This is a genomic window from Micromonospora sp. MGP-C2, assembly GCF_057766525.1.
Genome location: NZ_JBYMEN010000002.1, coordinates 5,925,892 through 5,947,697, shown reverse-complemented (window position 1 = coordinate 5,947,697; position 21,806 = coordinate 5,925,892). Strand labels below are relative to the sequence as shown.

Here is a 21,806-nt window from a genome sequence, read left to right as displayed (position 1 = left end):
AGGAGGCTCAAGTGCCCCGTGAAGTTCGGGATGTCGTCTTCGTCGATGGCGTCCGTACCCCGTTCGGCAAGGCGGGTGGCATGTACGCCAACACCCGCGCCGACGATCTGGTGATCCGCTGCATCCGTGAGCTGCTGCGCCGCAACCCGCAGCTGCCCCCGGAGCGGGTCGAGGAGGTCGCCATCGCGGCCACCACCCAGATCGGTGACCAGGGCCTCACCATCGGCCGTACCGCCGCGCTGCTGGCGGGTCTGCCCAAGACCGTTCCCGGCTTCGCCATCGACCGCATGTGCGCCGGCGCGATGACCGCGGTGACCACCGTGGCCAGCGGCATCGCGATTGGCGCGTACGACATCGCCATCGCGGGTGGCGTCGAGCACATGGGCCGTCACCCGATGGGTGAGGGCGTCGACCCCAACCCGCGCATCATCGCGGAGAAGCTGGTCGACCCGTCCGCGCTGGTCATGGGCTCCACCGCGGAGAACCTGCACGACCTGGTCCCGCACATCACCAAGGCACGCACCGACGCGTTCGCGCTCGCCTCGCAGCAGAAGACCGCCAAGGCGTACGCCAACGGCAAGCTCCAGGACGACCTGGTGCCGATGTCGATCCGCGACGCCGAGGGCGGCTGGGGTCTGGCCACAGTGGACGAAGCCCCACGGGACACCTCACTGGAGAAGCTCGCCACCCTGAAGACCCCGTTCCGCCCACACGGCAAGGTCACCGCGGGCAACGCGGCCGGCCTGAACGACGGCGCCACCGCGAGCCTGCTCGCCGACGAGGCCACCGCCCGTGAGCTGGGCCTGCCGATCGCCATGCGGTTGGTGTCGTTCGGTTTCGTCGGTGTGGAGCCGGAGGTGATGGGCGTCGGCCCGATCCCGTCGACGGAGAAGGCGCTGCGCCTGGCCGGGCTCAGCATCGACGACATCGGCCTGTTCGAGCTGAACGAGGCGTTCGCCGTGCAGGTGCTCGCGTTCCTCGACCACTTCGGCATCGCCGACGACGACGCGCGGGTCAACCCGTGGGGCGGCGCGATCGCCATCGGTCACCCGCTGGCCTCCTCCGGCGTACGCCTGATGACCCAGTTGGCCCGCCAGTTCGCCGAGCACCCCGAGGTCCGTTACGGCGTGACGGCGATGTGCATCGGCATCGGCATGGGCGGCACGGTCATCTGGGAGAACCCGCACTGGACGGAGGGCAACAAGTGAGCGCGCTCGCCGCAACCAACGAGGTCGTCACCAAGGCGCTGCTGCGCCAGGTGAACGTGCCGGGGCTGGACCGTCCGGCCGCCCTGATCACGCTGGACAACGGCTTCGACCACACCAAGCCGAACACGTTCGGCCCCGGTGGTCTGGCCAGCCTGGACGAGGCGATCACCGCCGCGCTCGCCGCCGACCCGGCGTTCATCGCGGTGACCGGTAAGCCGTACATCTTCTGCGTGGGCGCGGACATCGTCGGCCTGCCGCAGCTCGCCGACCGCGCGCAGGCGCTGGAGATCGGCCGGCTGGGCCACCGGGTCTTCGCCCGGCTCAAGGACAGCACCGTCCCCACCTTCGCGTTCGTCAACGGCGCGGCGATGGGCGGCGGCCTGGAGCTGGCGCTGCACTGCCACTACCGGACGCTCTCCGGTGGTGCGGCGGCTCTGGCTCTGCCCGAGGTCTCCCTCGGTCTGGTACCGGGCTGGGGCGGCACCCAGCTGCTGCCGAACCTGATCGGCATTCCCGCCGCCACCCAGGTGATCATCCAGAACCCGCTGATGCAGAACAAGATGCTCAAGCCGAAGCAGGCCGCCGAGCTGGGCATCGCTGACATCCTGCTGGAGCCGGCCGACTTCCTGGAGCGGTCCCTGGAGTGGGCCGCCGGGGTGGTCCGGGGTCAGGTCACCGTGACCCGGCCCGAGGTCGACAAGGACATGTGGGCGGGCGTGCTCTACTTCGCCCGGGAGACGCTGAACCAGCGGCTGCACGGCGCGGTCCCGGCCGCGTACAAGGCGCTCGACCTGCTGGAGACGGCGAAGGACGGCGACTTCGCCGCCGGCACCGCCGCCGAGGACGAGGCCCTCGCGGACCTGGTCTTCTCCGAGGAACTGCGCAGCGGTCTGTACGCCTTCGACCTGGTGCAGCGGCGGGCCAAGCGGCCGGCCGGCGCGCCGGACAAGGGCCTGGCCCGCACGATCACCAAGGTCGGCATCGTCGGCGCCGGCCTGATGGCCAGCCAGTTGGCGCTGCTGTTCGCCCGCCGCCTCCAGGTGCCGGTGGTGATGTCCGACCTCGACCAGTCCCGGGTGGACAAGGGCGTCGGCTACGTGCACACCCAGATCGAGAAGGCCGTCACCAAGGGCCGGATGGACAAGAACACCGCCGCCAAGTTGTACGGCCTGGTCAGCGGCACTGTCGACAAGAGCGCCTTCGCGGACGCCGACTTCGTCATCGAGGCGGTCTTCGAGGACCTGGGTGTCAAGAAGCAGGTCTGGGCCGAGTTGGAGAAGATCGTCTCCCCGGAGGCGGTGCTCGCCACCAACACCAGTTCGCTGTCGATCACCGAGATGGCCGCCGAGCTGGAGCACCCGGAGCGGGTGGTCGGCTTCCACTTCTTCAACCCGGTGGCGGTGCTGCCGCTGCTGGAGATCGTCCGGGGCGAGCGCACCGACGACGTCACGCTGGCCACCGCGTTCGCGGTCGGCAAGCAGCTCAAGAAGTCGAGCGTGCTGGTCAAGGACGCTCCGGCGTTCGTGGTGAACCGGCTGCTCACCCGCTTCCTGGGCACCGTCTTCGCCGCTGTCGACCAGGGCACCCCGCTGGACGTGGCCAACAGCGCACTGGACCCGCTGGGCCTGCCGATGCGCCCGTTGGCCCTGCTCCAGCTGGTCGGTCCGGCCGTCGCGTACCACGTGGGCGGCACTCTGCACGCCGCGTACCCGGACCGGTTCGGTGTCAGCGAGAACCTCAAGCGGATCGCCGACTCGGGCCAACCGATCGTGGTCGACGACCAGGTCAACGACGAGGTGGCCAAGCTGCTCGTCGTCGGTGACCAGCCGCTGACCGCCGAGCAGGTGCGCCAGAACGCGCTCGACGCGCTCGCGCAGGAGATCCGGCTGATGCTGGACGAGGGCGTGGTCGCCGAGGCGCAGGACATCGACCTGTGCATGATCCTGGGCGCCGGTTGGCCGTTCCACCTGGGTGGGGTCACTCCATACCTGGACCGGACCGGCACGTCCGAGCGGGTCACCGGTCAGCGGTTCCTGCCGCGCGGGGCGGCGAGCCTGCCGGCCTGAGGAGATCGCAGCACCACCGTCGCGGTGGTCGGAGCGTCCCTCGTGGACGATCCGGCCACCGCGACTGTTTGTGATCACATGGCGGCTGGCAGGGGCCCGTGCAGGGACAACGCCGGGGTCCTCGGCGGGTTAAGATCACGCGCTTTGCACCCCCAACTTGGAGCTGACTGAATGTCCCAGCCGCCGGCCAACCCTTACGGCCCGCCGCACGATTCCCCCACCCCGCCGCAGCAGCCCGGTCAGCCGGGCCAGCCGCAGCAGCCCGGTGGCTGGTCCCCGCCGCAGCAGCAGGGATTCCCGCCCGCGCAGCCGGGTCAGCCGTACGGCGACCCCAGCCTTCTCGGTCCCCCGCAGCCGGCGAAGAAGTCGAAGGTCGGCAAGATCGTGCTGATCGTGCTGGCCGTGGTGCTGGTGCTCTGCGTCGGCGGCGCGGTGATCACCTGGTTCGCGGTCAAGGACGAGGTGGGCGACGTCGTCGACGCCAGCAAGACCCGGGTGGTCGCGCCGGCCACCCTCGCCGGCCGGCCGAAGGTCACCGACGCGGAGCTCCAGACGGCCGCCGACCAGCTGGTCCGCGAGATGAAGTCGTCGGTGCAGAACGAGACCAGCACGGTCGGCGCCTTCTACGGCGACCCGACCAAGCAGGACCTCGTCATGATCGCCGGCGCGTCCGGCCTGATGTCCGACCCGAAGAAGGAGATGGACGAAGCCATCAGCGGGCTCTCCACCGAGCTGACGGTGACCAACATGGTGGCCGTCGATCCCGGCCCACTCGGCGGTGAGGCGAGCTGCGGCGACGGCAAGGCGGAGAGCGTGCCGCTGGGCGTCTGCGTCTGGGCCGACAAGGGCAGCCTGGGCATGGTGGTCACGTACTTCAAGTCCGCCGAACAGGCCAAGGCCGAGTTCATCACGATCCGGGGCCAGGTCGAGCAGCGCTCCTGACAGTGGACGACGGGGCCCCGGCCACCCTCGGGTGGTCGGGGCCCCGTGCCGTGTCTGCCGAGCATCGGGTTGCCCATCCTGGCAAATACTTAGCCCTTGCGCTAAGTGTCATCTCCCGCAATACTTAGCCACATGGCACAGTATTCGGCGCAGCTCGACGGCGTGTTCGTCGCCCTCGCTGACCCGACCCGGCGCTGGGTCATCCGACGCCTCGGCCACGGCCCGACGAGCGTCGGTGACCTCGCCCGCGAGTTCCCGATGACCCTTCCCTCGTTCATGAAGCACGTGCAGACGCTCGAATCGAACGGGCTGATCCGCACGACCAAGTCCGGCCGGGTCCGCACCTGCGTGCTCAACCGCGAGCGCCTCGCCCTCGTCGACGACTGGCTCGCGGAGCAGCGCCGGATCTGGGAAGAGCGCACGGATCGCCTCGAACGCCTCGTCACCGATCAGCAGGAGGATCAGCAGTGAATCCCGACCTGGACCTCACCATGACGCGGGTCATCCGCGCCCCCCGCTCCGCCGTGTGGAGCGCCTGGACCGACCCGTCCCGCTTCGCGAGGTGGTGGATCCCGGCGCCGTCCCTGTGCCGCGTCGACCGCCTGGACGTCCGGCCCGGTGGAGCGCTGGTGACCCGACTGAGCGATGACGGGGTGGAGTTCGTCCCACACCTCGACGCGTGCTTCCTCGTCGTCGACGATCATGAGCGGATCGTGTTCACAAACGTGATCGACAGCGCCTGGCGGCCCACGAACCCTGCCCCGGTCCCGATGACCGCGGAGATCACCATGAGAGATCATCCGGACGGTACTGACTACCGGATCATCGTCCGCCACGGTGATCCCGCCGCTCGTGACCTGCACGAGAAGATCGGCTTTGTGGACGGCTGGGGCTCTGTCACCGAACAACTCGCCGGGGTCGCCGAGAGCCAGGGTGCGCCGTGAAGCTCGTCCTTACCGAGTTCGTCACTCTCGACGGCGTCAGCCAGGGTCCCGGCTCGCCGACCGAGGATCCGAGCGACGGCTTCACCCGCGGCGGCTGGCTCGTGCCCTACCTGGATGAGGCCTTCGTCCGCCGCACCTCTGACTGGTTGGGTCTCGCCGACGGTCTGCTGCTCGGACGGCGGACCTACGAGGCGTTCGCTCGCGACTGGCCGCAGATCACCGACCCGAACGATCCGTTCACCGAACGGATGAACTCACTACCGAAGTACGTCGTGACCAACTCCCTGGCGGAGGGTTGTTGGCCCCCGACGACACTGCTCCACGGTGACCCGATCCACACCGTCGGGGAGCTCAAGGCGCAGCCAGGACGGGAGATCCAGATCCACGGCAGCGCGCGGCTCGGCAGGGCCCTGTTGTCGGCCGGCCTCGTCGACACCCTCCGACTCGTCGTCGCCCCCACCGTGGTCGGTTCCGGACGACGGCTGCTCGACCACCCGAGCGCAGCCACCGGCCTTCGACTCGTCCACCACGACGCAACCGCGAACGGCCTGCTCCTGCTCGAGTACGAGCATGTCGGCGCCGCCCCGGTGGCGGAATACGAGGGCGTGACGAACTTCGTCTAGTCACCGCGCTACGACACGGCCACCGCCTGAATCTTGCGGGCAAGTCCTGCCCCAGCAGGGTGGCGTGGGGCCCCGGCCACCTGAGGGTGGTCGGGGCCCCGTGCCGTCCGTGGACGGTCAGGCCGGTTCGGCAACCGCTGCCGCGGCCCGCGCGGCCGCCGCGGCCGCCCGCTCAGCGGCGTTGCCGAGCACGCAGAACTCGTTGCCCTCCGGGTCGGCCAGCACCACCCAACCCCCGCCGGTCGGGCCGACGTGGTCGGCGACGAGCGTCGCGCCGATGCCGAGCAGTCGCTCGACCTCCTCGGCCCGGGTCCGGTCGGCGGGTTGCAGGTCCAGGTGCAGCCGGTTCTTCACCGTCTTGCCCTCGGGCACGGCGAGGAAGAGCACCTCCGGGCCGCCCGGCGGCAGGAGCATCGCCTCCGGGTCACCGGGGAAGTCGTCGGGCTGCCGGGGGCAGTCGAAGACCTGCGCCCAGAAGCCGGCCAGGGCGTACGTGTCGTGACAGTCGATGCTGATGTTGTGGATCGTCGAACTCACAGCTGGTCCTCCACGGTGGTAGTGGCGAGACGTTCCCCAGCGCTGCGGACCACGCAGAACTCGTTGCCCTCGGGGTCGGCGAGCACCGCCCAACCCGTGCCGTCGGCACGCCGACGGTCGGCGACCACTGTGGCACCGAGGCCGAGCACCCGCTCGACCTCCTCATCTCTGGTCCGGTCGACGGGTTCCAGGCAGATGTGGAGCCGGTTCTTGGTCACCTTCTCCTCCGGCACCTCTTGGAAGAACAGGTTCGGGGTGGCGTCGTCCGGCGGCAGCAGGGCCGCCTCCGGGTCACCGGGGGCGTCCTCGGAGTGCCGGGCGTACCCGAGCACGGCGGCCCAGAAGCCCGCCAGGGCGTACGTGTCGTGACAGTCAAAACTGATGTTGCGGATCCGTGGATACACGGGTGTTCCCTCCGTACGGGATGGGACGCTCCGCTTCCGGGAGTCAGCCGGCGCACACCCGGGGTGCGGAGTCATGATTGGTGGACATCGACGCACCCCCCTTCGCTTCCTGGCTGACGCCGTGATCTTGCCACCGGCCGAACGCCGCGCGCAACCCCCTCAGCCCTGGCCGGGCACCGACCCGTTGACCGCCGGAGCGTCCGCCGAGGGGAGGGTGACAGTCACCTCCAGACCACCACCCGACTGCGCGATCACCCGTACGGTGCCGCCGTGCGCCGTGCAGACCGCCCGGACGATGGACAGCCCCAGGCCGGAGCCGCGGGCCCCGGTCCGTTCCCGGCCACCGCGACGGAACGGCTCGAACAGCCCCGGCACGTCGGCCTGGTCCACCTCGAAGCCGGTGTTGCCCACCACCAGCCAGGACCGGTCGCCGTCGGTGCCGGTGCGCACCCAGAGCCGGCCGTGCAGGTGGTTGTAGCGGACCGCGTTCTCGATGAGGTTGCCGGCCAACCGGTCGAGCAGCCCCGGGTCGCCGACCACCGGAGCGGACTCCAGTGACGTCTGGACCCGTAGCCCGATCCGTTCCACCTCCCGGCGCATCGCGGACAGCGCGTTGGCAGTGCCGGCGGCGAGGTCACACTCGGTACGCCGGCCCAACTGCCGCCCGGCCTGGGCCTCGCTGCGGGCCAGCACCAGCAGCGCGTCCACCAGGCCGTTGGCCCGCTCCGAGGCGTCACGGACCACTGTCGCCATCCGGCGGTACTCGGCGGCGTCCGCGTCGTCGTCGCTGAGCGTCACGTCGATCTCGGTGCGCATAACGGCGAGCGGGGTACGCAGCTCGTGCGAGGCGTTGGCCACGAAACGCTTCTGCGCCTCGAAGGCGGACGCGATCCGGTCCAGCATGGCGTCGAACGTCTTGGCCAGCTCGGCCACCTCGTCGTCTGCGCCCGAGTAGCCGATCCGCTGGTCCAGGGTCGCCTCGCCGAGCCGCTGGGCGGTCGCGGTGACCTGGTGCAGTGGGCGTAGCGCCCGCCCGGCCACCGCGTACGCGCCGGCCACCCCGACGACGCTGATCGCCAACAGCGCGACGAGGCCCTTGGCCAGCAACTCTCCGGAGGCGGCGTCGACGAGTTGCCGCTGCCACTGGGCGGCGTCCATCGACTCGCCGTCGGCCAGCAGCACGACCGTGCCGGGCAGCAACTCGTCGGTGGGTCGCAGCGCGTCACGGACCAGCAGCCAGGCCAGCAGCACCAGGATCGCACCGGCCCCGATCAGCAGCACACCGTTGAGGAGGGTCAGCCGCAACCGCAGGGTGGGCCGCAACCGGCGGCTCATGCGCCAACCTCGGCGGTGCGGTAACCCGCTCCGACCACCGTCTCGATCAGCGGCGGGTCGCCGAGCTTCTTGCGCAGCGTCATCACGGTGACCCGGACGATGGTGGTGAACGGGTCGGTGTTCGCGTCCCAGACCCGTTCCAGCAGCTCCTCGCTGGACACCACCGCGCCACGAGCCTTGAGCAGCTCGCTGAGCACCCCGAACTCCTTGTTGGTGAGGTCGACGGGCACGCCGGCGCGGGTGGCCACCCGACGGGCCGGGTCGAGCACCAGGTCGGCCAGTTCGAGCACCGGCGGCGCGGCCGGGGTCGCCCGCCGGCCCAGCGCCTGCACCCGGGCGACCAGCTCGTCGAAGGCGAACGGTTTGGGCAGGTAGTCGTCCGCTCCGAGCTGCAACCCCTCCACCCGGTCGGCCACCGTGCCACTCGCGGTGAGCATCAGCACCCGGGTCAGCGCGCCGGAGGCGGCCAGGTCGGCGCAGATCTGGTCACCGTGCACACCCGGCAGGTCCCGGTCGAGCACCACCACGTCGTACCGGGTGACGAACGCCGCCTCGTGGCCGGCGTCGCCGTCGTACGCCACGTCGACGGCCATCCCCCGCTTGCGCAACCCTCGCGCGATCGCGTCGGCGAGGTTGCGCTCGTCCTCCACCACCAGTACCCGCATCCCGGCCTCCTCGCTGCTGACCACCGACAACCTAGTGCCGGTCGGCAACCATCGTCCCTCGCCGCCCGCACCGGTCGGCGTTGCGGACCACCTCGGCGTACGCGATGCTGGCCCGCGGCACCGAGGGACGGACGGACCTGGCATGACCATCGCGGCACCACCCACCGGGCGGGACATCGCCTACCGGGGTTTCCACCTCCCGGCCGACACGACGGCCGGCAACGGCGACGGCCTGCTCGCCACCGGTCGAGGGCTGGCCCTCGACGGCGTGAACCAGCGGGGCACCTGGACGTCGCCGCCGGTGCGGGTCGGCTTCCCCGTCAGCGAGGTGGTGCCGTCCTGGACCGCCGACACCCCGGCCGGCTGCTGGATCGAGGTCGAGCTGCGCGGCTGGCACGATGACGCGCCGAGCACCGGCTGGTACCGGTTGGCCCGCTGGGCGGCCGACGACCTGGCGGTTGAACGCACCTCGGTGCCCGGGCAGCGCGACGGCGACGCCCGGGTCGACACCGACACCCTGATCGTGACCGGCGCGACGGTCACCGGTTGGCAGGCGCGGGTCACCCTGTGCCGGCCGGCGGAAAGCCCGACCGGCCCGGTGCTGCGCAGCGTCGGCGCGGTCGCCACCGGTCCCACGGGCACCGACCAGGGGTACGCGCAGCCCGCCTCGTCCGCCGCCTGGGGCCGGGTGCTGGACGTGCCCCGCTACTCGCAGCGGCTGCACGCCGGCCAGTACCCGCAGTGGGGAGGCGGCGGCGACTCCTGGTGCAGCCCCACCTGCACCTCGATGGTGCTCGCCCACTGGGGTGCCGAGCCGACCCCGGAGCACTACGCCTGGGTGGAGCCGCCCGGCCCACGTCCGGTGGTGGTGCACGCCGCCCGACACTGCTACGACCACGCGTACGCCGGGGCGGGCAACTGGTCGTTCAACACCGCGTACGCCGGCCGGTACGGGGTGGACGCGTTCGTCACCCGGCTGCGGTCGCTGGTCGAGGCGGAGGCGTTCATCGCGGCCGGCATCCCCCTGATCGTCTCCGCCGCGTTCCGGGCCGACGAGGTGCCGGGGCTCGGGTACGACACGGCAGGGCACCTGATGGTGCTGGTCGGCTTCACCGTCGACGGCGACCCGGTGCTCAACGACCCGTACGCCCCGGACGACGACGCGGTCCGCCGTACCGTGCCCCGGCAGCGGTTCGAGGCGGTCTGGCAGAGCGGCAGCGGCGGTGTGGCGTACGTGCTGCGGCCCCCGTCGGTGCCGCTGCCCCCACCGCCCCCTCAGGCGAACTGGTAGTCAGTCCGGCAACTCCCAGATCCGGTACGCGCCGGCCGGGGCGGCACCGCACACCAGGTGACCGGTCATCGCCTGACACTCGCCGATGGCCTGGGGCAGCACGTCCAGGACCTGCACCTTCCCGGCGCGGACGTCCACCTCGCCGACGACCACCCCTCCGTCGGGATGCCGTCGTGTGCCGACCAGCCGACCACCGAGACTGAGTTGGTAGAGGTCCCACCGGCCCAGGTCGGCCAACTCCCGCCCGGTCAGCGGATCGAGCACGACGAAGTGCTCCGGCCCGTCTTCGCTGCTCAACACGTTGACCAGCAGGCGACCGTCGTATGGCCAGGCCCAACCCCACCGGGTGTTGCGCCAGCGCAACGCGCCGGTTGCGGTGTCGATCGCCTGGAGTTCGTTGTTGCCGGTGCGCACGCACAGGACAGGGCCACAGTCCAGCGCGAAGTCCACGTTGACACCCGCGCGGCTCCAGCGTTGGTCGAGCTTGTCCAGCCCGTACGCGGCGACCGTGCCGGAACCTCTGTCGATGGCCAGCAGCAGGTCCTTCGTCAGGTCCACTCTGATCGGACCACCGTCGGGCGGGCGCAGGTCGGCGCGGGCCAGCACTGCGCCGGTGACCGCGTCGCGTACCTCGACCGGTCCGTCCACCTGGTTGAGCACCACCCGGTCCACTCCGTGCCCGATGTCCCGAACGTTGATCTCGGCGGTGGTGGCGGGCAGCTGCCAACGCACCGTGCCGCAACACGGATCGACCACGCGCAGACCGGACGGCTGGGTCTCGCCACCGGTACGCAGCAGCAGGTTGCCGTCGGTCAGCTCGAAGACGCTGCCCGGCTGCTGCCACCGGTACGCCCCGGTCGCCCGGTCCAGAGCGACGGTGCGTGTCTCCCGGCCCTCGGGGCCGATCTCGTACCCGGTGACCAGCATCATCCCGGCCAGCGGAGTCATTCCCCAGTACCGCGCCTCCGCCGACAGCGGCGCCTGCCAGACCGGCTCGCCGCCGGGCAGCCGATACGCGGCCAGCCGCCCCTGCCGCCCCGGGCTGGTCGGCTCCATGACCAGAACGAGGTCACCGTCGACCAGGACGTCGGCCCCGGGCTGGGTCGGCAGCGTCACCGGGGCCCGCCGGGGTGGCGGCACGGCGGAGGCAGCGAGCGTGACCAGCGCGAGGAGCAGGACCAGCGCGCAGCGCAGCTGCCGGCCGTCGGCGCGGGGTGGGCGGGGTAACGGCTCCGGGTCCGTGCCGTGCCGCAGCTCGCCGAGGTCGATCACCGAGTCGCTCACCGCGTCAACCGCCACAACGCGGTCGCGCCGTCGACACGCTGGCAGAGCAGGACCGGCAGGGACGCCTGGCAGCTGCCGGCGATGACCCGGAGCACGTCGAGGATCCGCGCCTGACCTGCCACCAGGTCCAACTCGGCGACGACCATCCGGCCGTCGGCCCCCTGGCGCAGGCCGACCAGCGGATCGTCCGGCCCGAGCACCGGCAGCAGGCCCCACGCGCCCAGCTCGGTCCTTACCTGCCCGGTCGCCGCGTCCCGCACCTCGTACCCCTGGCCGGGCCTGGCCATCAGCAACCGGCCGTACCGGACGTCGGCCAGGTTGTCCTGGCCCTGTTCGGACCAGCGCACCGCGCCGGTGGCGGGATCGAGCACCTGGAGGCCGCCGGTCTGCGGTACCGCACAGAGCAGAGCGCCGCAGTCGACCACATGCGACACCAGCGTCACCTCGGCCGTCCATCGTGGTTCCAACTCGGCCAGCCCGTAGCTCACCAGCCGGGTGCTGCCGGGCGGGACGAGCAGCAGCAGGTCGTCGACGACCTGCACCCGCTGGTACGCCGACCGGTCACCGGGCAGTGTGTCGATGCTGCGCAGCAGGCGGCCGGTGCTGGCGTCGTGCAACTGCACCTCGCCGGTCGGTTGCAGGAGCACGAACCGGTCGACCTGGCCCTCGGGAGTGAGGTGGTAGGACGGGTTGGCGGCCGGCGGGACCGACACCGACCAGAGCACCCGGCCGGTGTCGGGCTCGACCCCGCTCACCGCGCCCGACCCGTCCTCCCGGCCGTCGGTCACCAGCAGAGCGCCGCTGGCTGTCAGCTGGGGAGCACCAGGATGCTGCCAGCGTTGCCGGCCCGTGACGGTGTCGAAGGCGGTGGTCTGGAACACCCTGTTCGGGGCGCTGACCGCCATCGTCAACACCAACCCTCGCTCGACCCGGACGTCCAGGTAGTCACCGGTGCGGACCAGCGGCGTCTGCCACCGCCGCCGCACGACTGTTCCGGATGGTGCCGGCTGGGCGTAGGCGGTCAGGTAGCGGTCCCCGTCGGGTGTCGGCGGGTCGATGACAAAGATGCCGTCCCCGGCCAGGTATGCCGTGGCCGTGGGCGACGCCGGCACGATGCTCACCGTTCGCTGCGGTGACGGCGTGGCGCCGGCCAGCACCACCAGGCTGAGCACCAGCACCGCCGCGCTGCGCAGCGGGCGACCGGCGGCGCGCGGGCGGCGGACCGCAGGCGCCGACGCCGGCTCCTCCCGGATCTCGCCCAGCTCGATGATCGACAACGATCGTCCTTCCGTCACCACTCAGGCTGACCGACGGGTGACCGTCCGGCAAACCGACCGTGAGCGCACCGGGCCGGCAAAAGCGGCGGAACCCCGCCTGTACGATGGCGCGTCGTGGCTGTGCCGGTGGTAGACCCTTCGCTGAATCCCCTGACCGACGCCGACCCGGCCGAGGCCGAGTCGACACGGCGGCCTCGACGCCGCCCGGCCCGAGCCGACCTGTTGGCCCTCGGAGCCTATGTCCTGCTGGGCGTCTTCGTCTGCCTCAACTACTGGGGTGACGTCACCGGCCGGGTCTCCTCGCACCTGCCCACCGACCACAGCTGGTTCGAGTGGCTGTTCGCGCACGGCGCGTACTCGGTGCGGCACCTGGAGAACCCGCTGTTCACGGCCCAGCAGAACGCCCCGGACGGGGTGAACATGATGGCCAACACCTCGCTGCTCGGGGTGACCCTGCCGCTGGCCCCGCTGACCATGCTGCTCGGCCCGCAGGTGATGTACGCGCTCTACCTCGGTGCGGCGCTGGCCGCCACCGCCGGCACCGGCTACTGGATGCTCTCCCGCCACCTGGTGCGCTCCCGGGCGGCGGCCTTCGTCGGCGGCGCGTTCCTCGGCTTCGCGCCGGGAATCATCCACCACGCCAACGGCCAGCCCAACTTCGTGTCCAACTTCCTGCTGCCGCTGATCGTGGTGCGGGTGCTGCGCCTCGGCGAGCCCGGCCGGTGGCGGCGCAACGGGTTGGTGCTCGGGGCGCTGGTGACGTACCAGATCTTCATCAACGAGGAGATGCTGCTGCTCACCGCGCTGGCCTGCCTGGTCGTCGTGCTGGCGTACGCCGTGCAGCGCCCGACGGCCACCCGGGCCGTCGCCGGCACGTTCCTGGCCGGGCTCGGCGTCGCTGGCGGGCTGGCCCTGGTGCTCGCCGCCTACCCGATCTGGTTCCAGTTCAACGGCCCGCAGTCCTACCGGGGCCTGCAGGGTGGCGTGTTCCACAACTGGGGCGAGGACCTGGTCGCCTTCGTCACCTTCGCCCGGGACACCTGGGCCGGTGATCCGGCCGTCGAGAAGACGATCGGGTTGACCGAGCAGAACACCTGGTTCGGCTGGCCCCTGGTGCTGCTCTCGGTGGTCGCCCTGGTGCTGCTCGTACGCCGATCGTTGCCGGCCCGGATCGCCGCCGTGCTGATCGTCGTCTTCACAGTGGCGTCGATCGGGCCCTGGGTGCGGTTCAACGGCGTCGAGACCGGTGTACGCGGCCCGTGGTCGTACGTGCCGGACGACCTGCCGCTGGTCGAGATGATGATGCCGACCCGGTTGACGCTGGTGGTGGCCGCCGCGGTGGGCGTACTGCTCGCGCTGACCTGGGACGCCGCGCACCGCCAGGGGCGCCCGGTGGCCGACCAGCCGCGGGTGCCGGCCCAGCGCGTCGGGGAGGCGGCCCCGGCGACGTCCGACGAGCCGAGCCCGCCCGCGCCGGTCGCGGCGGGCCGCCGGTGGCTGCGCCCGGTGGGGTACGCGGCTGTCGCCCTCGCCGTTCTGCCGCTCTTTCCCCGGCCGCTGCCCGCCCAGCAGATCGACCCGCCACCGCACTTCATCAGCGCGGGCGGCTGGCGGCCGTACGTGCCGGCGGGTCGAACCCTGGTGCCGGTGCCGATCCCGAGCAACGTGCACGGCCTGCCGACGCTGCGGTGGAGTGCGCTGACCAGGCAGGAGTTCCCCGTCCCGGGCGGCTACTTCATCGGGCCGAACGAGCTGGGCGAGGGTGTCTTCGGCGCGCCGAACCGGCCCACCAGCACCCTCATCTACTCCACGATGGACGCCGGCGCGGTCCCGGTGCTCACCGACGAGAACCGCCGCCAGGCCGTCGAGGATCTGCGGTTCTGGCAGGCGTCGGTGGTGGTGCTGGGGGCGCATCCCCGCGAGGCGGTGCTGCGTGAGCTGATCACCGGCCTGATCGGGCCGCCCCAGCGGGTCGACGACGTCTGGGTCTGGGACGTCCGCGCCCTGGTGAGCTGATCAGTCGGCCTGGTTCCGGACGTCCCACATCCACCCGCCGTCGACCTGGCGGCCCGGCCCGAGCAGGCCGTCGACGGTCCGACGGACCGGTTCGCCGTTGGTCAACTGGCCGAGCACCACCACGGCGGCCCGCCAGTGCCGCAGGTCCTCGACGGCCTGGCGGCGGTCGGCGTCGGTGAGCACCGGCGCCGTGCCGGTCTCGGCGACCCGCCGCAGCAGCACCGACGTGGGCCGATCCGGCGCGCCCCAGCGGGCCGCCGGGTCGTCCGGGCCGCTCGGGCCGATGAAGTAACCGCCCGGCGTGGGAAACGCCAGACCGGTACGGGCGGACCAGAGCATCGCGGGGCTCTGCGCCGCGCCGGTGACCGGCGGTACGGCGACCACCGTCCGGCCGGGCGGCACCAGCGGACGCCACCCGCCGTCGGCGACGAACCCCGGCACCGGCGTGACCGGCACCACCCGGATCGGCGTCGGGACCAGCGGCAGCAACGCGGCGGCCACCGCGCCGGCCCAGAGCAGCCGCACCGGCAGCCCGGGTGCGGCCGACAGCCGACGCGCCGCCCGCACCCGGTCCAGGGAGAGCGCCACCAGCACACCCAGCACCGGTACGCAGACCAGCGCGAACCGGGCCGGCACCGCGAGGTCGAGCAGGGGCAGCCCGGCGACCAGCCGATACGGCCCCGGAATGCCGGTGGCGGTGCCGTCGACCCGCAGCTCGGTGCCGAGGGAGAGCAGCGCGAACACCAGCCCACAGCCGGCCAGCGCGCGGACCAGCGGCCGTCGCCACAGCCAGATCACGATCACCACGGCGAGCACCAGCAGCCCCGGGCCGAAGAAGGAGTTCTCCTCGGTCGGGTTCGGCGCGAGCAGGCCCGGCAGCCAGTCGTCGCCGAGCACGGTCTGCCGGGCCGACGCGGTGAACGACGCGGCGTCCAACTGGAAGGCGTGCGTGGCGAACGCCATCCCGGAGTAGTGCTGCGGGCCGTGGAACTGGAACCACAGCGGGTATGCCAGCGGCACCGCCGCCACCCCGGCCGCCACCGCCAGCCGGCCGAGGAGGGCCGGGGCGAGCTGCCGGGCGGCCACCCGGTCGGCCAGCGCGTAGCCCAGCGCGAACACCCCCGCCGCGAGCGCCAGGAAGACCAGCACCTCCTCACCGATGAAGACCTGCCAGACCAGCAGCAGCCCGAGGACGATGCCGGGCCGCCACACGCCGACGAGCCGGTGCGCCGGGTCCACGGCGGGCCGGAACACCAGGGCGAGGATCGGGGGCACCAGGAACTGCGCGGCGATGTGCAGGTGCGCGCCCGCCTGGGCGATCATTCCCGGGGCGAAGCCGCAGATCAGCCCACCGACCGCGGCGGCGGAACGGGTGGTGACCAGCCGACGGCGCAGCAGCGCGTACCAGGCGGCGGCCGTGCCGGCGAGGCAGCAGACGACCGCCACGCAGAACGCCACCTGCGAGCCGAGGAGCAGGGTGACCGGGGTCAACGGGACACCCAGGCCGAGCACCGAGGTGTTCGCCATCAGGTTGACCCCGTCGGGCGCGTTCAACCCGGCACTGTGGAGGGGGTTGTCCCCCGCAACCACGGCGTGCGCCGCGTGGGCCAGCATCCACTCGAAGAGGATCTGGTCGCCCGCCTGGTGGAACAGCCGCCCCGGCTGGCCCCACTGGGCGCTGGTCAGCACCGCGGCCAGGCCCAGATAGCCGACCACCACCAGCAGGTCCCGCAGCCAGACCGGACGGGACGTCGGCACCACCGCCAGGGGCGAGGTGGCCGGGGACGTCGTCCCGGTGGTCATCAGACCGAACGGTCGGTCAGCGCCCGGACGTCCCACACCCAGACGTCCAGCTCCTGGCGGCCGGGGCCGACCAGGTCCTCGACGGTACGCCGCAACGGCTCGGCGTTCTGCTGACGGAGCGGCAGCACCAGGATCGCGGCCCGCCAGTGACGCAGCTCGTCGGCGAAGCGGCGGCGTTGCCGGTCGTCGAGCTTCGGCATCCGCCCGGTGGTCGCCACCTCCTCCAGCATCTGACCCACCCCGCTGGGTCGGCCACCGAACCGACCCGCGTCACCGGTGTTGCCGTTGCGCGGGGCGAGGAAGTAACCGCCGGGGATCTTGAAGTCGAGGTTGGTGGTCGCCGCCCAGCGCATCCCGTGCGTGTTACCCATACTGGGCACCGGGATCGGCACCAGCGTCTGGTCCGGCCCGACGTACGCCCGCCAGCGGTCGGCCGTGATGAAGTCCGGCACCGGCGGTCGGGAGACCATCCGCAGCGGCATCGGAGCGATCGGCAGCAGCGCGAACGCCAGCCCCGCCGCGGTGAGCGTCCGCACGGTGCGCCGGTCGGCCGGTCGCAACGCCCAGGCCCGCTCGACGGCGAGCGCGAGCAGCAGACCGATCACCACACTGGTGATCAGACCGAACCGGGTCGGCACCACCGCGTCCAGCAACGGCAGGTGGACCAGCAACTGCCACGGCCCGCTGACCAGCTCACGGTCCCACCAGGAGACCCGCTCACCGAGCGACAGGACGGCGAAGAACAGGCCGGTCACCGCGAGCGCCCGGACGATCAGCTCCCGGCGCAGCCAGACCACGATGCCGATGGCGAGCATGGACAGGCTCCAGCCGAAGAACGCGTTCTCCTCCGAGTAGTTCGGCGCCAGGTTGATGTTGGCTCGCTGGTTGCCGCCGAGGGTGGGCGAGCCGGGGGCGAAGAAGGCGGCGATGTCGTTGCCGTAGTCCTTCACCGCATCGCTGAGCCCGTGGTAGGCCATCGGCCCGGCGAACTGCACGTACAGGGGGTACGCCAGCAGCGCCCCGGCCAGCAGCGCGCAGGTCACCACGCCGATGCCGAGCGGTCGCCAGGCCGCCGACCAGCGGGCGGGTTCCTGCGCGAGCACGGCCAGCAGGAACACTCCGCAGGCCAGCGCCGTGAAGAGCAGGATCTCCTCGTTGATGAACGCCTGCGCGGTGACCAGCAGGGCGAGCAGCGCCCCGTCCCGGACCGGCCGACGGGACCGGGTGAGCACCAGCACCCGCCAGACGATGAACGGCAGCAGGAACTGGCTGATGATGTTCGGGTGCCAACTGGCGTGCGACAGCATCGCGGGCGAGAAGCCGCAGAACCAGCCGCCGACCGCCGCCGCCAGCGGAGTACGCACCAGGTGGCGGGAGAGCATGAGGTACCAGGCCATGGCGGTGCCGGCGAGGCCGAGCGTCACCAGCACCACGAAGGAGACCGCCGGCCCGAAGAGCAGCGTCACCGGGACCATCGGGATGCCCAGCGCCAGCACGGCCGTGTTGGCCATCAGGTTGACGCCGTCGGGGTAGTTGAACTGCTCGGTGTAGAACGGGTACTCGCCGTGCAGCACCACGCGTACCGAGTGGGCGAGGAAGAACTGCACCTGGGCCGGGTCACCGGTGTAGAGCGAGGCCACCCGACCGGACGGGTCCAGCCAGATCCGACTGGTCACCCAGAGCGCGGCGAGCAGGAACAGGCCACCCACCGCGAGGTGTTGCCGTCGCCGGGTCCAGCGACGCCACCGCGCCCGCGTCGGTACGACCTCCGCGCCGTCGGCCACCGCCACGTCCTCCGCCGGCGCGTGCGGGGCCGCTGGCGTTGCGGGCTCGGACGGCGTTGCGGGCCCTGATGGCGTCGCGGGCCCTGACGGCGTGTCCGGGTCCGTCGGTGTTTCGGGCTCGGCCGGTGCTTCGGTGGGGGCGGTGGCGGCGAAGAGGCCGCCCGGTGTGCGGTAGCTCACCATCTCGTCGGGGCCGGTTGCGGCCTCCGGGTGCGGCGCGGGCAGGGCGCGGGACTCGGCAGGCGTCACAGTCGGCGGAGTCTACCGGAGCAACGAAAACGCACTAAAGCCCCGGTGACGTCCATTGTGGTGGGTCTGACGGCGACCACCTGGGGTCCCGCACCGGACATCTCGTACTATGGCGCTTTCCGACAGCGACGGCGAGGCGATCGGGGGCGGACCAGGTGACTCCAGGCCGTCGGTACGGCAGGGCGCTTCCCGTCCTGCTCAGCGCGCTGCTGGCCGCCACGGCCTGCGGTCCGGTGGCCGAGAGGAAGCCGCAGGATCTACGGGTCGGCTACGACAGCCTGGACGGCGCGTTGGCCGTGTGGCCGCCCCGGGGCGACCTCTCGGGGGACTCCACGGTGACGGCAGCGGTCACCAGGACGGTCCGCGACTGGCGGTCACCGGCCGATGACCGCGCGCACCTGCCCTCGTCCGGCATCCTCTTCTCCGGCCGGGTCGACGGCGCGCCGGTGGCACTCGTGGCCGCCGACGTGCCCGGCGAGAGCGCCTCCTGGCTGCTGCAACTCACCCGCGACGGCGACCGGTACGCGGTGACCCGCGCCACCGAGTACACCGACCCGGGCTACCTCGTCTACTCCGACGTGCTGCCGGTGCAGACCGCCGCCGGCCGCCGCTACCTGGTCTCGGCGCGGGTGCAGACGCTGGTCGGGCCACAGGATCGGACGTTGCCCGTCACGGACGGCCTCAGCGCGCCGGTCGACGTGCCGTCCTGCACGGCGGTCGGAGTGACAGCGACCCTGCGGACCACCGAGTCGCTGCCCCGCGGGCGGGCCGCTGACCGGCTGCTCGACCTGGGCACCGGCACCGTCGACCCGCGCTATCCACTGGTACGCGACGAGTCCGGCACCGGCCGGAAGGCGCTCACCGGGCTGGACACCTGCGTGCTGGGCGGTGACCGGGGCCCGTTCGGCAGCATCCCCCGCCGGATCGGGGACCGGGACGCGCCGCGCTCGGTGCCGACGTCCTGGCCGATGGCGAAACTCACCGTCCGCTCGCTCGGCGAGGTCGCCCTCGGCGGTGGTGAGGCAGCCGAGTTGCAGCAGCTCAGCTGGGACACCGACGCCGGCGCGATGACCGCTGTGGTCTACCGACCGGCCGACGGCAGCGCGCCCGTCGTCTCACCCGCCGACCGGGCCACCCCGTTGCAGGCGTACCAGTTGCCGGTGCCCGGTCAGCCGCTCGTGGTGCTGAGCTGGCGAGCCACCCGGGACAGCTCCCTGTCCGTTCCGCCGGGCACTCCCCTGCTGGTCGAGCGCCCCGGCCTGGCGGTCATCCCCGGCCCGTCCCGTTCCCAGACCTACAGCCTCGCCAACACCGACAAGACCCACTACCGCTCGGTGAAGCCAACCAACTGACCCGCTCGTGCGAACGACGACGGCGGGCGTCCCTCGGGAGGGGCGCCCGCCGTTGTCGTTTCGTCAGTTCTGCGCGGCCGCGTCGCTGGGGGTGAGGCGGTCCGGGGTGGCGTCCAGGCCGGAGATCCAGCCGGTCACGTTGCGCGCCACGTCCTGGGCGGTCAGGCCCAGGTCCGCGAGGATCTGCGCGCGGGTGCCGTGCGGGTGCCACTCGGCCGGTACGCCCAGGTCCTTGAGCGGCACCCGGACATCGGCGTCGCGCATGGCCTGGGCGAGCGCGTCGCCCACCCCGCCGACCCGGACCCCGTCCTCGACGCTGACCACGAGCCGGTGGCGGGAGGCCAGGTCGACCAGCTCCGCCGGGACCGGACGCACCCAGCGGGGGTCGACGACGGTGACGCCGTAGCCCTGCTCGGCGACCCGGGCGGCCACCTCCATGCCCAGCTGGCCGAACGAGCCGACAGCGACCAGCAGCACGTCGGTACGCGCCGACTCGGCCAACACGTCGACCGGGCCCACCCGGCGCAGCGCCGGCAGGTCCGCGGCGACCGCGCCGGTCGGGAAGCGCACCACGGTGGGGCCGTCGTCGACGGCCACCGCCTCGCGCAGCTCCTCCCGCAGCGTGGCGGCGTCTCGGGGAGCGGCGATCCGCAGCCCGGGCACCACCCCGAAGACCGACATGTCCCAGATGCCGTAGTGGCTGGGGCCGTCCGGGCCGGTGATGCCCGCCCGGTCCAGCACGAAGGTCACCGGCAGCTTGTGCATCGCCACGTCCAGCAGGACCTGGTCGAAGGCGCGGTTGAGGAAGGTGGCGTAGACCGCGACAACCGGGTGCAGACCGCCGAGCGCCAGCCCGGCCGCCGAGGTGGCGGCGTGCTGCTCGGCGATGCCCACGTCGTACACCCGCTCGGGGTACTTGCGAGCCAGCTTGGCGATGCCGGTCGGCTCGGCCATCGCGGCGGTGATGCCCACCACGTCCGGCCGCTCGTCGGCGACGGCCAGCAGCTCGTCGGCGAACACGTGCGTCCACTTCACCGACGGGGCGGCCAGCAGCGCGCCGGTCTCGACGTCGAAGGCGCTGCTCGGGCCGTGCAGGCAGTCCGCCTCGTCCTCCTCGGCCGGGCGGTAGCCGTAGCCCTTGCGGGTGACCGCGTGCACGATCACCGGGCCGCCGAAGTTCTTCGCCGCGCGCAGCGCCGCCTCGACGGCCGCCACGTCGTGCCCGTCCACCGGGCCCACGTACTTGATGCCCAGGTCCTCGAACATGGCCTGCGGGGCGACCGCGTCCTTGATGCCCTTCTTGACCGCGTGCAGCACCTCGTACATCGGCTTGCCGACCAGCGGCGTGGAGCCGAGGGCGTCCTTGACGGTGTCGAGGACCTTCTCGTAGCCGGGGTTGAGCCGCAGCGAGGAGAGGTGGTCGGCCAGCCCGCCGATGGTCGGCGAGTAGGACCGGCCGTTGTCGTTGACCACGATCACGAGGGAGTTGCCGGCGGTGGCGATGTTGTTCAGCGCCTCCCAGCACATGCCACCGGTGAGCGCGCCGTCGCCGACCACGGCCACGACGCTGCGGGCCTCACCCCGCAGCGCGTACGCCTTGGCGAGGCCGTCGGCGTAGGAGAGCGCGGTGGAGGCGTGCGAGTTCTCGATGAGGTCGTGCTCGCTCTCCGCCTGGCTGGGGTAGCCGGAGAGGCCACCGCGCTGACGGAGCTTGTCGAAGCCGGCCTGGCGTCCGGTGAGGATCTTGTGCACGTACGCCTGGTGGCCGGTGTCGAACAGGAGCCGGTCCCGGGGCGAGTCGAAGACGCGGTGCATGGCCAGCGTCAGCTCGACCACACCGAGGTTGGGCCCGACGTGCCCGCCGGTGCGGGAGACCTTGGCGATCAGGAAGTCCCGGATCTCGGCGGCGAGGACGTCCAGCTCCTCGCCCGACATCCGCTTGACGTCCTGCGGACCGCGTACCGTCCCCAGCAGCCGGCCGTGGTTGGCCGTGTCCTCTTCAACACTCATGACCGGAGAGTCTATC

At 72.0% G+C, this 21,806-nt stretch carries 18 protein-coding genes; 9 read left to right on the top strand and 9 right to left on the bottom strand.

What is annotated here, in order from left to right; all coding sequences use genetic code 11:
* The first annotated feature begins 11 nt into the window (after positions 1 to 11).
* From AC3CF1_RS27365 to AC3CF1_RS27340, 6 genes are all read left to right on the top strand, one after another.
* Positions 12 to 1,208: a thiolase family protein gene (locus AC3CF1_RS27365; RefSeq protein WP_088946829.1), complete on the top strand. Its 1,197-nt coding sequence runs from the start codon at positions 12 to 14 to the stop codon at positions 1,206 to 1,208.
* A complete protein-coding gene (locus AC3CF1_RS27360) occupies positions 1,205 to 3,274 on the top strand; it encodes a 3-hydroxyacyl-CoA dehydrogenase NAD-binding domain-containing protein (protein ID WP_355160425.1) in 2,070 nt (689 codons plus the stop codon). The genes AC3CF1_RS27365 and AC3CF1_RS27360 overlap by 4 nt, the downstream gene beginning before the upstream one ends.
* Before the next feature lie 171 nt (positions 3,275 to 3,445).
* The gene (locus tag AC3CF1_RS27355) at positions 3,446 to 4,216 is read left to right on the top strand and encodes a hypothetical protein (RefSeq protein WP_354983900.1); all 771 of its coding nucleotides are present in this window, start codon (positions 3,446 to 3,448) and stop codon (positions 4,214 to 4,216) included.
* Positions 4,217 to 4,348: 132 nt separating this feature from the next.
* On the top strand, positions 4,349 to 4,687 hold the full coding sequence (locus tag AC3CF1_RS27350) for an ArsR/SmtB family transcription factor (RefSeq protein WP_179782715.1): 339 nt from the start codon (positions 4,349 to 4,351) through the stop codon (positions 4,685 to 4,687).
* Positions 4,684 to 5,160, top strand: coding sequence for an SRPBCC domain-containing protein (locus AC3CF1_RS27345; protein ID WP_354983901.1), 477 nt, complete (start codon positions 4,684 to 4,686; stop codon positions 5,158 to 5,160). The genes AC3CF1_RS27350 and AC3CF1_RS27345 overlap by 4 nt, the downstream gene beginning before the upstream one ends.
* A complete protein-coding gene (locus AC3CF1_RS27340) occupies positions 5,157 to 5,783 on the top strand; it encodes a dihydrofolate reductase family protein (protein WP_354983902.1) in 627 nt (208 codons plus the stop codon). The genes AC3CF1_RS27345 and AC3CF1_RS27340 overlap by 4 nt, the downstream gene beginning before the upstream one ends.
* Before the next feature lie 117 nt (positions 5,784 to 5,900).
* On the opposite strand, the gene AC3CF1_RS27335 is transcribed toward AC3CF1_RS27340, so the two are convergent.
* The 4 genes from AC3CF1_RS27335 to AC3CF1_RS27320 all read right to left on the bottom strand — a co-directional run bounded on the left by AC3CF1_RS27335 (position 5,901) and on the right by AC3CF1_RS27320 (position 8,724).
* Positions 5,901 to 6,320, bottom strand: a complete 420-nt coding sequence (locus AC3CF1_RS27335) for a VOC family protein (protein WP_088946823.1) — start codon at positions 6,318 to 6,320, stop codon at positions 5,901 to 5,903.
* A complete protein-coding gene (locus tag AC3CF1_RS27330) occupies positions 6,317 to 6,724 on the bottom strand; it encodes a VOC family protein (protein ID WP_088946822.1) in 408 nt (135 codons plus the stop codon). Before AC3CF1_RS27330 ends, AC3CF1_RS27335 begins: the two co-directional genes overlap by 4 nt.
* 159 nt (positions 6,725 to 6,883) lie before the next feature.
* Complete coding sequence (locus AC3CF1_RS27325; protein WP_088946821.1) at positions 6,884 to 8,059, bottom strand: sensor histidine kinase; 1,176 nt, start codon at positions 8,057 to 8,059, stop codon at positions 6,884 to 6,886.
* A complete protein-coding gene (locus AC3CF1_RS27320; protein ID WP_088951539.1) occupies positions 8,056 to 8,724 on the bottom strand; it encodes a response regulator transcription factor in 669 nt (222 codons plus the stop codon). The genes AC3CF1_RS27325 and AC3CF1_RS27320 overlap by 4 nt, the downstream gene beginning before the upstream one ends.
* A gap of 142 nt (positions 8,725 to 8,866) precedes the next feature.
* Between AC3CF1_RS27320 and AC3CF1_RS27315 the strand changes: the two genes are divergently transcribed.
* Positions 8,867 to 10,015, top strand: coding sequence for a C39 family peptidase (locus AC3CF1_RS27315; protein ID WP_355160428.1), 1,149 nt, complete (start codon positions 8,867 to 8,869; stop codon positions 10,013 to 10,015).
* On the opposite strand, the gene AC3CF1_RS27310 is transcribed toward AC3CF1_RS27315, so the two are convergent.
* Entirely contained in the window at positions 10,016 to 11,299 is a 1,284-nt protein-coding gene (locus AC3CF1_RS27310) for an outer membrane protein assembly factor BamB family protein (protein ID WP_488451573.1), read from the bottom strand.
* Positions 11,296 to 12,576 (bottom strand): outer membrane protein assembly factor BamB family protein, encoded by a 1,281-nt coding sequence (locus AC3CF1_RS27305; RefSeq protein ID WP_354983905.1) that lies wholly within the window; start codon positions 12,574 to 12,576, stop codon positions 11,296 to 11,298. Before AC3CF1_RS27305 ends, AC3CF1_RS27310 begins: the two co-directional genes overlap by 4 nt.
* Before the next feature lie 126 nt (positions 12,577 to 12,702).
* Between AC3CF1_RS27305 and AC3CF1_RS27300 the strand changes: the two genes are divergently transcribed.
* Positions 12,703 to 14,592, top strand: a complete 1,890-nt coding sequence (locus AC3CF1_RS27300; protein WP_488452137.1) for a DUF6311 domain-containing protein — start codon at positions 12,703 to 12,705, stop codon at positions 14,590 to 14,592.
* Here AC3CF1_RS27300 and AC3CF1_RS27295 read toward each other — a convergent pair whose 3' ends face one another.
* Entirely contained in the window at positions 14,593 to 16,395 is a 1,803-nt protein-coding gene (locus AC3CF1_RS27295) for a DUF6311 domain-containing protein (protein WP_488451572.1), read from the bottom strand. It abuts the gene before it with no gap.
* Complete coding sequence (locus tag AC3CF1_RS27290) at positions 16,395 to 18,428, bottom strand: DUF6311 domain-containing protein (RefSeq protein ID WP_435794891.1); 2,034 nt, start codon at positions 18,426 to 18,428, stop codon at positions 16,395 to 16,397. Before AC3CF1_RS27290 ends, AC3CF1_RS27295 begins: the two co-directional genes overlap by 1 nt.
* Positions 18,429 to 18,583: 155 nt before the next feature.
* Between AC3CF1_RS27290 and AC3CF1_RS27285 the strand changes: the two genes are divergently transcribed.
* Positions 18,584 to 19,780 carry a hypothetical protein gene (locus tag AC3CF1_RS27285; RefSeq protein WP_435794892.1) on the top strand — a complete coding sequence of 399 codons (1,197 nt, stop codon included), beginning with the start codon at positions 18,584 to 18,586 and terminating at the stop codon, positions 19,778 to 19,780.
* Between the two features lie 63 nt (positions 19,781 to 19,843).
* Here AC3CF1_RS27285 and dxs read toward each other — a convergent pair whose 3' ends face one another.
* Positions 19,844 to 21,790, bottom strand: a complete 1,947-nt coding sequence (dxs, locus tag AC3CF1_RS27280) for a 1-deoxy-D-xylulose-5-phosphate synthase (RefSeq protein WP_488451571.1) — start codon at positions 21,788 to 21,790, stop codon at positions 19,844 to 19,846.
* Positions 21,791 to 21,806 lie beyond the last annotated feature (16 nt).

What these genes read in the sequence shown, in the direction of transcription:
- AC3CF1_RS27325 (WP_088946821.1), bottom strand. Translation starts at nt 8,059, where the DNA reads ATGAGCCGCCGGTTGCGGCCCACCCTGCGGTTGCGGCTGACCCTCCTC.
- dxs (WP_488451571.1), bottom strand. Translation starts at nt 21,790, where the DNA reads ATGAGTGTTGAAGAGGACACGGCCAACCACGGCCGGCTGCTGGGGACG.
- AC3CF1_RS27315 (WP_355160428.1), top strand. Translation starts at nt 8,867, where the DNA reads ATGACCATCGCGGCACCACCCACCGGGCGGGACATCGCCTACCGGGGT.
- AC3CF1_RS27350 (WP_179782715.1), top strand. Translation starts at nt 4,349, where the DNA reads ATGGCACAGTATTCGGCGCAGCTCGACGGCGTGTTCGTCGCCCTCGCT.
- AC3CF1_RS27295 (WP_488451572.1), bottom strand. Translation starts at nt 16,395, where the DNA reads ATGACCACCGGGACGACGTCCCCGGCCACCTCGCCCCTGGCGGTGGTG.
- AC3CF1_RS27355 (WP_354983900.1), top strand. Translation starts at nt 3,446, where the DNA reads ATGTCCCAGCCGCCGGCCAACCCTTACGGCCCGCCGCACGATTCCCCC.
- AC3CF1_RS27320 (WP_088951539.1), bottom strand. Translation starts at nt 8,724, where the DNA reads ATGCGGGTACTGGTGGTGGAGGACGAGCGCAACCTCGCCGACGCGATC.